At 40.6% G+C, this 17,409-nt stretch carries 9 protein-coding genes and 1 other RNA gene; 4 read left to right on the top strand and 6 right to left on the bottom strand.

From position 1 onward, the window contains the following. Window positions 1-88: 88 nt before the first annotated feature. A complete protein-coding gene (addA, locus tag H0486_RS04160) occupies window positions 89-3,919 on the bottom strand; it encodes a helicase-exonuclease AddAB subunit AddA (protein WP_228351789.1) in 3,831 nt (1,276 codons plus the stop codon). A 1-nt stretch (window position 3,920) separates the two neighbouring features. Continuing rightward, the gene (gene addB / locus H0486_RS04155) at window positions 3,921-7,325 is read right to left on the bottom strand and encodes a helicase-exonuclease AddAB subunit AddB (protein WP_228351788.1); all 3,405 of its coding nucleotides are present in this window, start codon (window positions 7,323-7,325) and stop codon (window positions 3,921-3,923) included. A gap of 353 nt (window positions 7,326-7,678) precedes the next feature. On the opposite strand from addB, the gene H0486_RS04150 reads away from it, so the two are divergent. After that, window positions 7,679-8,116 (top strand): hypothetical protein, encoded by a 438-nt coding sequence (locus H0486_RS04150; RefSeq protein WP_228351787.1) that lies wholly within the window; start codon window positions 7,679-7,681, stop codon window positions 8,114-8,116. Window positions 8,117-8,207: 91 nt separating this feature from the next. On the opposite strand, the gene H0486_RS04145 is transcribed toward H0486_RS04150, so the two are convergent. From H0486_RS04145 to H0486_RS04130, 4 genes are all read right to left on the bottom strand, one after another. Continuing rightward, on the bottom strand, window positions 8,208-10,142 hold the full coding sequence (locus H0486_RS04145) for an NAD(+) synthase (RefSeq protein ID WP_228351786.1): 1,935 nt from the start codon (window positions 10,140-10,142) through the stop codon (window positions 8,208-8,210). Window positions 10,143-10,249: 107 nt separating this feature from the next. Further along, a non-coding RNA gene (ssrS, locus tag H0486_RS04140) (6S RNA) lies at window positions 10,250-10,428 on the bottom strand. Between the two features lie 113 nt (window positions 10,429-10,541). After that, on the bottom strand, window positions 10,542-12,038 hold the full coding sequence (locus tag H0486_RS04135) for a sensor histidine kinase (RefSeq protein ID WP_228351785.1): 1,497 nt from the start codon (window positions 12,036-12,038) through the stop codon (window positions 10,542-10,544). Between the two features lie 8 nt (window positions 12,039-12,046). Further along, window positions 12,047-12,742, bottom strand: coding sequence for a response regulator transcription factor (locus H0486_RS04130; protein ID WP_228351784.1), 696 nt, complete (start codon window positions 12,740-12,742; stop codon window positions 12,047-12,049). A 511-nt stretch (window positions 12,743-13,253) separates the two neighbouring features. Between H0486_RS04130 and H0486_RS04125 the strand changes: the two genes are divergently transcribed. From H0486_RS04125 to H0486_RS04115, 3 genes are all read left to right on the top strand, one after another. Beyond that, the gene (locus H0486_RS04125; RefSeq protein ID WP_228351783.1) at window positions 13,254-14,132 is read left to right on the top strand and encodes an Ig-like domain-containing protein; all 879 of its coding nucleotides are present in this window, start codon (window positions 13,254-13,256) and stop codon (window positions 14,130-14,132) included. Between the two features lie 246 nt (window positions 14,133-14,378). Next, window positions 14,379-15,605 carry a peptidoglycan-binding protein gene (locus H0486_RS04120; protein ID WP_228354361.1) on the top strand — a complete coding sequence of 409 codons (1,227 nt, stop codon included), beginning with the start codon at window positions 14,379-14,381 and terminating at the stop codon, window positions 15,603-15,605. A 70-nt stretch (window positions 15,606-15,675) separates the two neighbouring features. After that, window positions 15,676-16,962 (top strand): peptidoglycan-binding domain-containing protein, encoded by a 1,287-nt coding sequence (locus H0486_RS04115; protein WP_408647624.1) that lies wholly within the window; start codon window positions 15,676-15,678, stop codon window positions 16,960-16,962. Window positions 16,963-17,409: the final 447 nt, after the last annotated feature.

Here is a 17,409-nt window from a genome sequence, read left to right as displayed (position 1 = left end):
TAAGCTCTGAATAATCCTATATTACCCAACTAATGATATGGAATAAGGCTGTTACGAAAGCCTCTATCTTCTAGAGTGTACCCAACTTCTAGCTATCTATTCTGATTTCGCTACCAAATGGAAGGGAATAAATAATCATTTCTTTAACTCTTTTCATAAGCATCTGTTCTAAGGCCCTCTTATAGTATTCTAATTGAACCTTATAACGGCTGATAAGCTCCTCCGGATTTCGAACCAAATCAGACTTGTAATCGAGAAGCACCAGTTCTCCCTCTTCTTCGAAAAAAACGTCAATAATACCTTGTATCAGAATTAATTCTTCACTGTCCGATGAAGGTATCACCTCTGCTGCCTTTATCCCGAATACAAATTGCTTCTCTTTATATAATTTGCCGTCCTTCTGAGCGGTACGCATTCTGGAAGCCACGCTACTCTGTGTAAAGCGGTAGATATTATCCAGTTTTAACTGTCTGATATCCTTGTCCTGAATTTTCCCTGCCTGTACCAGACGTTGTAGTTCGATATTAAAGTCCTCCCATGAATTGGTTCTTCGTAAATCAATGAGCTCCAGTACCTTATGGTAAAGAGTTCCCCGATCTGTTCCAGTGACTACTGAAGTATTTTGCGAAATAAAGTTCGGAACGGTCGCCTCGAACTCCTCGTTTTCGGTTTCTGTGTTACTGGGGACGGTTTTCTCCGTGTGTATGCTCTTATCTTGTGTCATCTCCTTCATAGGCAGTTTATGATCCTGATAAAGATTAACACTCTGCTCCTCATCCATGAACTGACCAAGCTTTTTCAATTCCGATACAGTCATCTTAACCTTTAATCCAGCTTCCTTCTGATATGGATAGGTAAATTCCAGTCTCTTTCGAATTTCCTTACGAAACTCTTCCTCATACACTTCCTCCGGATTGATGTTCATTAACTCTTCCCTGTCACGATGGATAAATAATTGTCTGGCTATCTCCTCTTTCAACAGCTGGCTTTTCGGAAGCACCGTTATAAGCATATCCTGACCTTTTATAATGAATGGCTCCTCCCTATCCACCTGCAGGGTATCCATCCGATTAACCATGGCTGGCAATACCAGATCCAGGTAGCTTTTTGCTGCCAGCAACTCAAAAAATGTGAATTCCTTACCCTTAATCTCCTCCATGGACTTTAAGTAACCGGTCATAATCAGTTTTTCCTTCGCTCGTGTCATAGCAACATATAATACACGAAGCTCCTCACCCAGATTTTCAATCTGAACCTTCTTCTGAATAACCTTCTTGGGCAGTGTAGCAATCTTAGTTCTACGCTCGCTGTCGATATAATCCGGTCCAACACCATATTCATTATGTAACACAATCTTACTTCTTATATCCTGTGTATTAAATTGCTTACTCATGCCGGCAACGATTACAATGGGAAACTCCAAGCCCTTACTCTTATGAATACTCATAATACGAACCGTATCATCCTGCTCACCAGCAGTGGTAGCCTCACCGAAGTCCACTTCGTATTTGTGAAGCTTTTCAATATATCGAATAAAATGAAACAGGCCGCTGTAGCTTCCCTTTTCAAAACGTACCGCTTGGGAAATCAACATATCAATGTTTGCTCTTCGGCGCTCTCCACCGGGAAGTGCACTTATATAGTATATATATCCGGTCTGCTCTAAAACCAGTTGTAACAGCTCGTGTATCGGTTTGTAATTCACCATGGAGCGGTACTCTTCCAGTTGGTCAAGAAATTGCGTCAATTTATGTAATAATGCAACATCGCTTCCTTCTTTGACATAGCTTAATGCAGCATTATACATGGTACCATTCCTGTCCGCAGCTCGAATTATGGCAAGCTCAGTAGTCGTCAGTCCTACTATCGGTGAATACAGCACTCCGACAAAGGGAATATCCTGCCTTGGATTATCAATAATCCGAAGCATATTCAGAATTGTCATAATCTCCAGAGTCTGAAAATATCCAGTTCCCGTATCTGCATATGCCGGTATTCCCTCCTGCATCAGTGTATTAACAAAGACCTCGGACCAGCCTGTCATACTCCGAAGCAAGATTACGATATCACGATAGGATGCCGGACGGTGAGCCTTTGCTTTATGATCAAAAACCATCATTCCGTTTCTGGGATCTGTAAGCTCTTTAATTCTTTTCGCAATGGCTCTGGCCTCTAACTCCTTTTTACTATAAACAGCCTCTTCTTCTTCCTCTTCCTCATTCCATTCCGAATCAGAATCCATCTCCTCCGTCCGCTGAATGTCCTCCTGCTGCTTTGCTTCCTCTTCTGTTACCAGAAGCAGCTCTGTCTCCTGTGCCAATCTTCCTTTTATCCAATCATCAACCTTTTCCTCTAGGGTTTCTTCAAATAGTTCACCGTATTTTAATGCCGCAGCTTCATCATATGTAATCCCGCCAATGGATTTTTGCATGATTTGCTCAAATATATGATTGACATAATCCAATACTATTTTTCGGCTACGGAAATTCCTGTCCAGATCAATGCGCTGATAATGATTTATCTGACCGTCTCCGGTGACATCTTCGTCCGAGTAGGTTGCGAATTTTTCCATGAATATCTCTGGCATGGCCAAACGGAACTTATAGATGCTCTGCTTCACATCACCAACCATGAACCGATTGGGTTTACCCATACGTTCCTTGGAAATGCTCTGCAAAATTGTCTCCTGTACCATATTACTATCCTGATACTCGTCAATTAATATCTCGTCAAACCATTCGCTGAGCTCCATTGCCGCCTGTGAAGGTACAATGTGCAGTTTCTGGTTCTGGTCCTGCTGCTCTTTGACAAGAATTTTCAAAGCAAAATGCTCTATATCATTAAAATCAATTAGATTCTTTTCTTCCTTCTTCTTAGCGAATGCACTCATAAATTCTAAGGTTAGGTCAAAAAGCACCTGCATCACCTTTTTCACATTCTGCAGATCCTTATGCATCTCTTCCGGTGTCTGATAGAAAAACTGCGTCGCCAGGTCCTTCATACCTTTCTTCACCTGTTCCCGAAGTTCCTTCACTCGTTCCTTCTTCCACGCAATAACACCCTCTTCTTTTTTCGTAGATAAGCGCTCATAGCTGATCTCAGAAAAAAGCCTGGAGTATGCCTCATAGGTATCAACACCCAATAAAAGATCAAGCATATTACGATCGGATAGCAGGGCAGACTCATATGCTGACGGTCCATCTGCTTCATGGCACAGCATTAGAGCCTCTGCATTTTTATTCCGTAGATCCTCCAATACTACCCGAACATAGGATAAGAGTTCCTTCATCCATGGAGATTGATTCATATCCTGCAAGGTATCAATCTCAAACAGATTACGTTTCTGTGCAATCCACTTCTCCGGCCACGGATCACTCATGGAAAAATGATAGAGCTGTAAAATAATATCCTCAATGGGTGCATCGGATTTGGAATAGGAATAGCTTTCCACAAAGGTATGGAATTCCTCACTTCCCTCCTCATACCATTGCTCCAGCAGCTCCGATATCACATCGGATTTCATCAGAGTTATTTCTGATTCCTCTGCGATCTTAAAGGTCGGGTCCAAATCAATATGATGAAAATAATTCCGAATCACATTTAAACAAAAGCTATGGATGGTAGTAATCTGAGCGCTTTGCAGTAAGGAAACCTGCTTTTGCAGATGCCTATTATCCGGGTCAAGAAGCAGCTTTGCCTCAATTGCCTTTCCGATACGGTCTCTCATCTCCGCAGCAGCTGCATTGGTAAAGGTCACAACAAGAAGATGGTCTATATCCAGAGGATGTTCTCCCTCAGAAATCATAGTAATAATACGCTCTACTAACACAGCAGTCTTTCCGGAGCCTGCTGCTGCAGAAACAAGTAGATTCTTATTTCTCGTATCAATTACCTTTTGCTGTGCTTTCGTCCAACTCATATTAATTCTCCTTAGAATTTCCCCATATTTCAGCTTTTATCTCATCAACTGGCTTCTTCTGTAGATTACGATAACCATGTCCGGGGAGCCTTACATCAAAGCCACAGACACTTCGGTATTCGCAGTAATCGCATGCCTTTGCCTCACCCATACGATATGGGTTCAGTCGCACATCCCCATCAAGAATTTGCCCGGAGGCTTCTGTCAGTTTACGGTTCACATAATCGGACATGGCCTTCATCTGATCTCCACCGGCTACCACGGAACGCCTGGAGAGCTCTCCTTCTTTATTGGTGTCCACCGGTATAATATTGGATTTTACAGAGGCTCGCAAGGTGCCATCCGGCCCTGCCAGATTCTGATCCATTAAACCAATTACCGTCTTATCTTCATTTACTAGTCCATTCATACGCAGGCTTTTCACAATTTCTTCCTCTACATTCTCCGATTTTGCAACGATGGGATCGTCAATGTGATAGTAGAAAATTCCTGCCGGAATGATTTCCTTACCTGGATGACTTTTCGCCAGATAATCCATAGCCGCACTTAAATAGACGGACAACTGCTGTTGTAAGCCATAATACACACTGGTAATGTCAAAAAAGTTACTACCTGATTTGTAGTCAACTACTCGGACATATATCTTATCTTCAGTTTCATATAGATCCAGACGGTCGATTCTACCCTGGAGCAGTAAGGAAGAATCCGGTATATGATGAAATGGCATCTCATAACCGGCTGGTTCAAACGCGCCCTGTTGTATCTGATTACAGAGCGCCCATAAGGTCCTGACAGTGATTCGTTCCATTCTTGTAATCAAATATTCATTTCGCTTACTACTTTTCAGGAATGAATTCTCATAATCCTCGACAGCTTGCTGGACACTCTCAATAGCCCATTCCTCGCGGATCTCATCCGGTATGGTATGCCAGTTGTAGGTACTGGTATCCAATCGTTTTGAAAAACGGTCAATTGCATTATGAAAAATATTACCGATGTCCGGAACCGCCAGCTTATATTCCTCCCGCTCCTTTACTGATAGACCATAAGCCATAAAGTGTGCAAATGCACATCCAGCGAACCGCTCCAATCTGGTGATACTTCCTTTTAGTTCGGCTCCATATAAAAGTTTCGCCGCTTCCTTCGATATTCCGTTATCACCGTTTATATAAAACGCTCCCTCCAGCAGGCGGTCAAGGATTTGGTTGGTCTTTTCTCCTGACCGGTAATATAAATAAAGTTCCTTCCATAGGGCACTGACTTCCTTCCGACTATAATCCCGAAGTCCTTCCGCAAGATATGCCAGACCATTATCCTGCAGAATCAGTTCCGCATCACCATTTGCCGTATCTTCATCCTTGATCTGAATGAGTGGAAAGAGCTGCTTTAGCTTACCGATTAGGAAGGAGGGATTGATGGCTTTTCCTTCATCGTTCAGCTTATGATAGGTGATATATAGCTTTTCCTTCGGTTTGGTCATATTCAGATAGATATAAAACTGTTCCGTGTAAGCCTGCTGACGCTTTGTGGGAGCCAGCTCCATATCATGATTTATCAACAATTCCCTCTCAATATCAGAAAGAATTCCACCACTGCTTATGGTCTTCGGTATAATTCCTTCGTTTACTCCAATAAAAAACAAGACCTTGATATCCTTTAATCGGGTTCGCTGCGTATCACCAACCACGATTTCATCCACACCGGGTGGTATTAATCCAACCTTAACCTCCACAAATCCGGTATCTAATATTTCTCCGAACTCCTTTAAGGTACAATGCTCCTCCCCCAGTAATAAAACCATTTGATCGTAAAGCTCCATAACAATACGATATACCTGTTCAAATTCCTTTGCCATTATTGGGAGATTATTTTCAACAAATTTGGTGCTATACTGAGCCAGCTTTTGCTCAATACATAGTCGAACACCGAATTCGTAAAGAGCTACCGTATATTCTCTTATCGTTTTCTCTTTATTTTTAAGTGTTTCATATAGAGGTCTTATATCTTCCATCAGTTTCTCTCTGGCTGAATTCAGCCGAACCAGGTCCAGCGCTTCCCTGCTTCGATAGGTTCTTGTAAAGGGTTCATTCCACCTTTTATATCCACGAATCCCAGTTGCCAGGATATAGTTTTCCAGAAGGTCAATGTCCTCCATCGACAGATCCGTAAGCCCGGTTCTCAGGTAACGGAAGATGCCCTCATAGCTGAAATCCTCACTTACAATTACAATTGCCGAACGTAGTAGCTCCACAAAGGGATTACCCATAATATCCTTTTTATAGTCGATAAAGCAGGGAATGCCAGCCATTTCGAAGCTTCTTCTGATAATTCTTCCGTATTGGCTGATATCACCCGATACTACTGCGATATCCTGATAACGATACCCTTCCTCCCTGACTAGCCGTTTTATTTCCCTGGTGATGAAAGCCACTTCATTTTCTGCATCCCTTGAAGCATGTATCGTGATCTCGTTCTGCTCCTTCGTATAAGGAGTATATGGGTAACGAAACAGATTATGTTCCAGGGAAGCCAAAGCTGGTGAGTGAAGGAAACGATAGGGAACTTTACTTTGATTCCTTTCCTTCAGAATCACCGGAGCCTCGATCTCAGCTCCTGATTCTTTGGCGATTTTATAAAGTTTATTAATTGTTTTTTTACTCAAGCCAAAGAGCTGATGCTCAAAAACCTGAGTATTCTCAATCTCTGTGGCATCTATGGTAACGGTCACCATTACCTTTTTCGCGTATTTGAGCATCTTTGCTAATAACTGATATTGACAAGGGGTGAAACCAGTAAAGCCATCTAGACATATGACAGTGCCCTTAAGCCATTCTGATTCATCGATCACATTACTCAGAAGAATTAACAGCTCTTCCGCCGCAATATAACGTTCCTTCATAAAATCTGAGAAGCCTTCATAGATCGTATAAAGATCTGAGAGCTTTGCCTTTAGAACCGGCTTATTGGCAGCAATTTCCTGCATCTTGTTGAAATCCTCCGGTCCGATATTATATTGATAGAACTCCGATAATAAGGACTTTACCTCACTGATAAATCCAGGCTTACGTACATTGGATCCAAAGAGAATCAGTTCCTTTCGTTTTTCCGCTACCACTTTTCGTAATACCATGCTTTTTCCAGTATCTTCTAGTATAGGGTAATTATTCCCTCCAACCTCATCAAAGATACGGTAAGCAAAGCGCAGAAAGCTTAGGATATCCACATTCATTACACCGTGTTCCGGGTGCATGGTTACGATATCCTTCTGTGTCTGCAGAGTAAACTGCTCGGGAACGATTACCAGATAGTTCGTTCCAGGATTCTGTTTGGACTGTTCAATTATTTCACGATAAAGCTGATAGGATTTGCCCGAACCGGCACTTCCAAGAAATAGTTGTAAGGACATAACCCCCCTCATTTCTGCATTGGTATTTATATATACAAGTTTGGCTAGGGTGTCAAAAGTCTGATTAAGACAGTGTGTTGAACATTAGCGCATATATATTCATCTGGACTTGCCTTACCTTCAAGCGGGATATATTTATTATATAATATAAATTATGATCGCTTGAGCCGGTCTTCGCCATCTGAATATATATGCACTAATGTTCCATTCATATATGTAGACTTTTCACACCTTAATCAAGTTCGTTATTCAACAAGATACAAACTTGGAATTTATCGGTATAATTTTAATCACCATTTAATAATATATAGTAAGATTAAGACATGAAGCAAATCATGCTCCGGAGGATTGAAATGGCAAAGACAAAAATAGTTGTTATCCAATTAAAAGAAATCATATATACAGTGATTTTTGCAGCATTAGGCATTCTTCTGATCCTACTTCTCATATTTATGTTTAAGCCAGATAAGGATAATGAAGCTACCTCTACTGATGCAGCTCTGTATACTGCTGGTGTATGGACTTCCTCCATCACATTAAATGATATGGCGATCAACCTGGAGGTTGTAGTGGATAAAAACCATATTAATCATGTTGGCATTAAAAACATTGATGAATCGATCACTACAATGTATCCACTGGTAGAGCCTTCCTTAGAAGCCATTGCATTACAGCTGTATGATGGCGTTCCCATTGAACAGGTGGAGCTTATGGAAGATAGTAAATATACGGGGCAGTTACTGGTTGAAGCAATTAAGCTGGCACTCGATAAAGCGAAAGTGAAGGAATAATACATAATGAATTCTGTATCCATAATTTATAATCTATGTATGGAATGCTGTAAAGCAAATACTTCTATTGCTTTACAGCATTTTTTCATTGTTATTTTGCCTCCAGCTTTTCAAGTTCACTCATCCACAATGCTGCTGAAGCATCACTCGGCATTCTTAAGTCACCTCTAGGTGATACGGATACGCTTCCTACTTTAGGACCATCCGGTAAACAGGATCGTTTAAACTGCTGAGAGAAGAACCGTCGATAAAAGGTCTTCAGCCATTTTAAGATCGTCGCTTCGTTATAGCTTCCCTTAAAGGCCTCCTTAGCCAGGCGGTATACCTTTTCTGGCTCATATCCAAAGCGAAGAATATAATAAAGGAAGAAATCATGGAGCTCATATGGCCCGACTATATCCTCCGTCTTCTGAACAATCTCACCATCCTTAGGCGGTAACAGCTCTGGACTCACCGGTGTATCCAATATATCATAAAGTACTCTTTGTAACTCCTTGTTCTGAGTAGTATCCGCACAATAGGAGACCAGATAACGAACTAAGGTCTTCGGGACCGATGCATTTACTCCATACATGGACATATGATCCCCATTGTAGGTAGCCCAACCCAGTGCCAGCTCGGACATATCTCCCGTTCCGATTACAATACCATTCATTTGATTAGCCACATCCATCAGAACCTGGGTTCTCTCCCTTGCCTGACTATTTTCATAGGTTATATCCTGATTATTTATATCATGACCGATATCCTTAAAATGCTGCTTCACCGAATCTCTAATTGGGATTTCCCTAACAGTGACACCCAGGCATTCGGCTAGTAAAATCGCATTGCGATACGTTCTATCCGTGGTACCAAAGCATGGCATGGTAACTGCTATAATTCCCTTCTTTTCGAGACCGAGCATATCAAAAGCCCGATTTGTTACCAGTAAGGCCAGTGTAGAATCCAGTCCTCCTGATATCCCGATCACAGCACAGGACCCCCCAATATGGGATAGTCTGGTCTTTAGGCCCATTGCCTGAATATTTATAATATCCATACAACGTTTATCCCTGGCTGATTTCTCTGAAGGTACAAAAGGGGCACTATCGATTTTTCTGCTTAGTGGTAAGATGGGCAGCTCATATCCCGTATTCTGTAAGGTGAATGGAACCTCCTGATATGTCACCTTGCTCCGTCCCAGATAGGTATGCATCCTTCTTCTCTCACTCTTCAGTCTTCCCAGATCTAATTCTGTGGTAATCATACCATTTTCAAAGGTATTCGATTCAAGTAACAGAGTCCCATTCTCTGTTATTAAATTGTGTCCGGCAAAGACAAGGTCCGTGGTGGACTCTCCTTCTCCGGCATCCGCATAGATGTAACCGCATACTAATCGGGCCGATTGGCTTTTCACCAGCTCCCTGCGGAATTCATCCTTGCCAGTAAGCTCATCACTGGCTGACAGATTAGCAATGACTGTGGCTCCAGCGATACAGTGCTCTATACTGGGTGATTGCGGGATCCATAGATCCTCGCAAATTTCGACCCCGAGGACAAAATCCGGTATATTACTGCATCGAAATAGAATTCGGGAACCGAAATATACTTCTTCTCCTAGGAAATTTATTAGAAACGGAGTCTCATTACCAGCTGTAAAATGTCTAGCTTCATAGAATTCGGTATAATTCGGAATACTGATCTTGGGAACCAGCCCCAATACTCTTCCATTTTGTATCACAGCTGCTGTATTATAAAGCTTACCCTTCGCAATGTAGGGGAAGCCAACTACAACCACCAGTTCCTTCCCTTTTGAATGTTCCACAATTGCATGAACACTTTCCACTGCTGATCGAAGTAAGGTATCCTGCAGAAACAGATCCCCGCAGGTATATCCTGTTACTGACAGCTCGGGAAAAACAATCAGTTTAATATTTTGCTTATCTGCCGAATCGATTAACTGCATCATCTGATTAGCGTTATAATGGCAGTCTCCGACCCTGATAACTGGCGTTGCCGCTGCGACCTTGAGAAATCCGTGCTTCATTTCTTGCCTCCTAGGTACTATATATTATATTCCTGTCCTTATTATAATTATCTCAGTATTAAAAAACAAGGAAAAAAAAGCGGCCATTGGCCGCCTTTATCCTTAGTAGTATACCCAAAATGCCGTTTCCTGTATTTTGACTCCTAGCTAAGCTAGGTGGGTAACCGCACATAAGCTTCTGCCTTCCGCTGCAAACGGCGGCCTGACATCCACTTAAGAATGTAGGAATCCCGTATATCATCATGTAGGTTCAAAATGACAGGAGTATCGAACATCTCAGGAATTTCTGTAAGATTATTATATATGATTCTCTACTATTTTTCAAGGTTTTTGTCTACTTTTTGCTTGGTAACTGTTGCTACTTGGATTATATTATCTCATTACTAGAAGCAATTACAACTAGTTACAATTAGACTCCATTTCGAACAGCGGGAATTCAAAAGTGAAGATCGTTCCTTGTCCCAATGTAGATTCAACCTCGATATTACCATCATGCTTAAGAGCGATCTGTTTTGCAATAGCTAAACCAAGACCGGTTCCACTAGCGTTCTGGCGTAAATTTGATTTATAAAATTTTTCAAATATATTTGCTATATCCGCTTTGTCAATTCCGATACCTTCATCTTTAATGGATACTAATATTTTGTCCGACTTCAATAGATTTATGTGAACGGTTTTATTCTCGTCCGAGAACTTTATGGCATTATCAAGTATTACCATAAACATTTGTCGAAGCCGATCATAATCACCTAATATCATGATTACTGGTTGATTCTTTTCTACGTCAATTTTAATATTTTTCTTTTCTGCAATTGCACTGGCGCTACGAATAATATCCTCCATAACCTGAACCAGATTAACCGGTTCCTTCTCAATAGCAAAATCGGGATTCTGCATTTTTGAAAGAATTAACAAGTCTCCTACTAGTCTCTCCATGGATTTACATTCAGAAAGCATTCGTTCGTAGTACTGTGTAATCTTATCCTCTTCCTTCACCACACCATCCGCCAGAGTTTCTGTATATGCTCTGATTACCGTGATGGGTGTTCTTAGCTCATGGGAAACATTTGCAAAAAAATCTAAGCGCATCTGATCCAGATTTTTACGCTGAATATCATTTTCTAAAAGCTTCTCAGAAAGAATATCTACGGTTTTTGCCAGATCACCGATTTCATCATCCCGGTTGATTCCTGTTTTACTATGATAATTACCCGCTGCTAATTCCAGCGCTGTTAATCTCATCCGCGAAATAGGCATCGATAACTCCGTGGCAAATATGATTACAATAATAAAAGATATAGCAAGGGACACTACAATACTGATGACAATCAATTTCAAGCTACCTGAAATTATTTCATTCTGCCCTTCCACCATCTGCTTAATCAGAACAGCACCAACTACCTCTCGGTCAATACCGTAAATTGGATATCCGATGGTAATAGTGGGCATTTGATAGATCTCATCATCACCCTTGGCATAACTCCAGGTCTCATTCTCAAATACATCCTTCAGTATCTTCACATACTCTGCATACTCGTCATCAGCCAGAAATTCTTCAAAGGTTATGCTATTATTCATGGCCTCACTCATGGGATTCGATGCATTTGGATTCGATACTGTCCAGATATCCCAACCATTTACTTCGGTAATCGTATTGATATACTCGAGATAATTGTCCGACTTACCGGTTTTGATGTATTTTTTTGTAGTAGCATTTGCTATATTTTCTGCCTGAACCTGCAACTGATGAATTGTATTATTCATCGTCTGATCCTCATATAGCTTCATGAAGATCAGACCAATCAACAGTGCCGTAACCAATAGCATTACTGCGTAATTAATATACAGTTTAAAGAACAGGCGATTGTATATCTTGACCTTATTTTCATTCTCCATCTGATCGCCTACTTCTCTTCTATTTCGAACTTATAGCCTACACCCCATATCGTTTTAATGCTCCATTCAGGATGTTCCATCGTGTCAAGCTTTGAACGAAGGCGTTTAATATGTGAATCAACGGTCCTGCTATCGCCATAATAGTCAAAGCCCCATAAGCTGTCCAACAGATTATCCCTGGTAAATACCTTATTGGGATTGGAGGCTAATGTCCACATGGTTTCAATTTCTTTTTTGGTAAGTGAAATTTTAGTTCCACCTATATGTAAGGTATACTCTTCCAAATTAATCTCCAGATTTCCAATAACCAGAACATTTTCTGAAGAAGTATCCTTCGTTGATTTCGTAATCCTTCTCATTACAGCTCTTACTCTTGCCATAACCTCTCTGGGGCTGAATGGTTTTACAATATAATCATCGGCGCCGATATCCAGACCCATGATTTTGTCAAAATCTTCTCCTCTGGCAGTGATTAAAATAACCGGTACATTTGACTTGCTTCGGATTTTCCTGCAGACCTCATATCCGTCTTCCTTCGGCATCATAACATCCAATAATACCACTTCAGGATTGTACTGAGTAAACAGTTTGATCGCTTCTTCCCCGTCACCAGCAACAACCGGTTCAAAGCCTTCCATTCTGGAGTAAGTAGATAAAATATCAGTAATATCACGATTATCGTCAGCGATTAATATATGCTGCATTATCAAAATCTCCCTTCATAGTTCTTTTCCCGTTCATCCTAAGTGTATTCTTAAAACAAGTGTAATATTAAGCAGAATTCATTCCTGCTCTTTATATTTTGAAATGAACTTGCCCATACAACTTATACTTTAACGACAGACTAAATGGACCCGAACATATTCTTCGAGTACTATTTCATTTTATGTCACATATAGGGCAAATCTATTTCTATTTTATTATATATTATATTATAGGGTGAAAACAAGTAGAAAAACTTATATAAAATCTTTGTATCTTTTACAACTCTTACAAAAATCGTCTTTACATTATTTTTCAAATTTCTACAACCCTTGACATTTCAGTGTTTTATCATGATTCGATAGGTTTATTCTGGTGATCATCATGTGAAGAAATTATATATTTATATAAATATTTACATTATGACACTTTTCTGACAAAATCAAATGTTATTATAATTACAGAATAGATAGGATGTGGCATAAGGAATTTCCAGAATTTGGAGGTAGCACCATGATAAGGAAATTATTATGTAAATGCTTCACTACACTTTGTCTGCTTCTTCTTACTGCTTTTCTTTTACCGGTTTTTTCAATCAATGTGGCAACAGCTAAAGCTGGTGTTGTTGGCAAGGAGAAGAACGAAGAATACAGATTGAATTTAAAAAGCATTACATTAGTTAAGAGTAAATCATACCAACTCAAGGTTTATAATCTTGGTGATAATGCAAAAGTAAGCTTTAAATCCAGTGATTCTGAAATTGCTTCTGTTAATGATGATGGTGTGGTTCTTGCCAACAAGGTTGGAACAACAACAATTACAGTTACTATTAAAGATGGTAATGGTCAAACCCCTTTAACCTGTGATGTTACTGTCGGCCCTCCGGCCTTTAGTGTCAAATTCACTAAGTCAAGAATCATAATGGGCTTAGGTACCACAGACTTTTTTAACGTAATATTAAAGCCTAGTAACACTGCAGAGGTAGCTAAATTTTCCAGTTACGATTCCTCCATTGTAAATGTAAGTCCCGGAGGACGTATTACTGCTAACAAATTAGGCTTAACCTATTTGTTTGCCGAAATCGATGCTAAGAATGCCGATGGCTCTCCGAAATTTGCTGTATGTTCTGTAATTGTAACAAACCCAGAGGATACTGCGAGCTTTGAAAATTACTTCAATAGTCATCCGGAACTTGATATGATTTCGGAAGGAGAGTTAACAAACGCACTGGACGCATTCTTCAATGGCAAGACAGATGATGTTACTAATTCAAAGGTTGAAGATGTGAGCAAATCAGAAGCAGTTAATAAACTAAATCGTTATTTGGAGGCAAAGTTTGATTTAGCTGCGCTTCGTGCAAAGAGAGAGGCTGCAACGGCCAACTCAAAATAGCATGAAGTAATCTAGTATATACTGAGATAAGAATAGCATAATTATTTTGGGCGTACTGCTTGGCAGTACGCCCTATTTCATCTCTGCAATCTTATTCTAGTTCTTTCGAAGTTTCTTTCACATCTTTTCCTTCCATTACATAAGCTATTAATAAAATGAGCGAATTGAGGTCTAATCATGCAACAGAGGCCATCAAACATTAATAATGTAAAATCGTTTGATTACACTAGGATATATCCTGCCCAAATGGAGACACAATCCTTCGGACGTCTTCGTATCCGCTGTAATGCTCCGGGATTTATACCAATTGAAAATGCTACCGTATCCATCTCCTCACCCTCCGATCCCACACTTACCTTAGAACGATTAACTACAGATTCCTCAGGTCTTACCGAAGAAATTGAGCTTCCAGCACCGCCAATCAGCTATAGCCTGGAGCCCTCCGATGTACAACCGTATTCTGTATATGACCTTACGATATCCGCTCCCGGTCATGAGAGCGCCGTATATTCCAACATTGAAATTCTGCCTGAGATAGTTTCAGAGCAAAATGCAGAATTGAATCCAGTCGAGACCGATGAAGTCTCAGAAGAGGTTTTTGTAATTGAACCTCATACCCTATATGCAGATTATCCTCCTAAAATACCGGAGGATGAGATCAAACCCACGGGGGAGACTGGAGAGATTGTATTAAGCCGCGTGGTAATTCCGGAGTTTGTTATTGTACATGACGGTCCTCCTGCATCAAATGCCACCAATCATTATGTTCGATTCCGCGACTATATCAAGAATGTAGCTTGTAGCGAAATTTATGCAACCTGGCCGGAAGCATCAATATACGCCAATATTTTAGCAATATTGTCCTTTACTCTGAACCGTGTATATACTGAATGGTATCGTAATCAAGGCTATAATTTCACCATCACCTCTTCGACTGCATATGACCATAAATGGATTAATGGAAGGAATATTTTTACGAATATCGGAGTATTAGTTGACTCCGTCTTTACCAACTATTTATCCCGCCCAAATGTCAGACAGCCAATTCTGACCCAGTATTGTGATGGTAATCGAACACAATGTCCAGGATGGATGACACAATGGGGTTCAAAATCTCTGGGTGACCAAGGATACACCGCGATTCAAATTCTTCGTCACTATTACGGAAGCTCCATCTATATCAATACTGCTCCTGAGGTATCCGGTGTTCCCCGTTCCTGGCCCGGACAGAATCTTACCACTGGCTCACGGGGTGACAGTGTGAGGATGATTCAGGAACAACTGAATCGGATTGCTCAGGTGTATTCTGCAATTCCTAAAATTGCTGTTGACGGAATTTATGGTCCAAAAACCGCAGAGGCAGTAAGAGCATTTCAGAGAATATTCACTCTTCCGGTTACAGGCATAGTAGATCTGGCCACCTGGTATAAAATCTCCAATATTTACGTTGGAGTTACCCGAATTGGCGTATAATTATCACAATCATAAAATCACTTCATATTTTATTAATAATGGAAGATTGAGGTAATGAAATATGAGTATTATGAGTTCTCCTTTTCACCCTGTTTTAAATAAAAATACGACACGAATATATCCAGCAGAAATGGGAACCCAGAATTTAGGCCGGCTTCGAGTCCGTGTAACCACACAGGGAATGGCTCCGGTTGAGAACGCTACCGTTCGTGTATCACCTCCAAATGACTCCGAAACTGTACTTGACGAATTAACTACTGATGAATCGGGACTTACCCAGGAAGTCGAACTACCCGCTCCACCCATCGATTATAGTCTTGCTCCCTCCACAGAGCAACCCTATACGGAATATACCCTGAACATATCATCCGCCAACTTTACCCCGATTACGATACACAATGCTGAGATATTCCCGAATGTTACTGCCTTACAAAATGCTTCCATGAGGGAGGCAGGCCCGGATGATAGGGGCACACTCTATGTGATTCCTCCACATACCTTATTCGGTGACTATCCTCCTAAAATTGCTGAAAGTGAAATAAAAGACACTGCTGAGACCGGCGAAATTGTATTAAGTCAGGTTGTGATACCTGAATTTGTTATCGTTCATGATGGCCCTCCAACGGATACCTCTGCTGCAAACCATTATGAACGCTTTCGAGATTATATTAAAAATGTTGCCTCCAGTGAGATATATGCTACCTGGCCCGAAGCAACCATAACTGCCAATATACTAGCAATTTTATCATTTACCCTAAATCGGGTATTTACTGAATGGTACCGTAATCAGGGATTTAACTTCACTATTACCTCCTCAACCGCCTTTGATCACAAATGGATCCCCGGCAGAAACATCTTCAGTAATATTGGACTGATAGTCGACCAGATATTCAACAACTATTTGTCCCGACCCAATATAAAACAGCCCATTCTAACCCAATATTGTGACGGTAATAACGTGCAATGCCCCAACTGGATGACACAATGGGGATCAAAAGAGTTAGGAGATCAAGGTCGAAGTGCCATTGAAATATTGCGGCATTTCTATGGGGATTCCATCTATATCAACACCGCGCCTGAAGTATCCGGTGTTCCTGCCTCCTGGCCCGGCCAAAATCTGAACATCGGTGCATACGGTAATAATGTTCGGATGATTCAGGAACAGTTAAACAGCATTTCAAATACTTATAGTATTATTCCAAAAGTAGCCGTAAACGGCCAATACACACAGCAAACAGCGGATGCCGTAAAAGCCTTCCAGCAAATATTCGACTTACCCGCCAATGGAATTGTGGACTTTGCCACCTGGTACAAAATCTCCGGTATATATGTTGCAGTAACCAGAATGGCAGAATAACACCAAAATTCAGTTATATTGCAAACCTACACTTATAGGATCATGACTAATAATTAATATATTTAGTGACACTTGTACAACACTTACAGAATCACGACTAATTATTGATGATATCCCTCACTATATAAATTTAGTGGCACTTACACAACACTTACAGAATCGTGACTAACTATTGATGATATTCCTCACTATGTAAATTTAGTGGCACTTACACAACACTTACAGAATCGTGACTAACTATTGATGATATTCCTCACTATGTAAATTTAGTGGCACTTACACAATCTGGGAACGGGCATATGACTTACCATAATGCACTGTCGGAAGAACATGTTGCTGTATTTTGAATGAATCAGGCGAAAATTTATTGTTCGTATGCGAATATAAATATTCGCCTGAGGCATTCAAAATCAGTAATATGTACTTCCGTCTGTGTGTGAGGTAAGT

This window comes from Variimorphobacter saccharofermentans, assembly GCF_014174405.1.
GTDB lineage: Bacteria > Bacillota > Clostridia > Lachnospirales > Lachnospiraceae > Mobilitalea > Mobilitalea saccharofermentans.
This window is presented reverse-complemented; position numbering and strand designations above follow the sequence as displayed.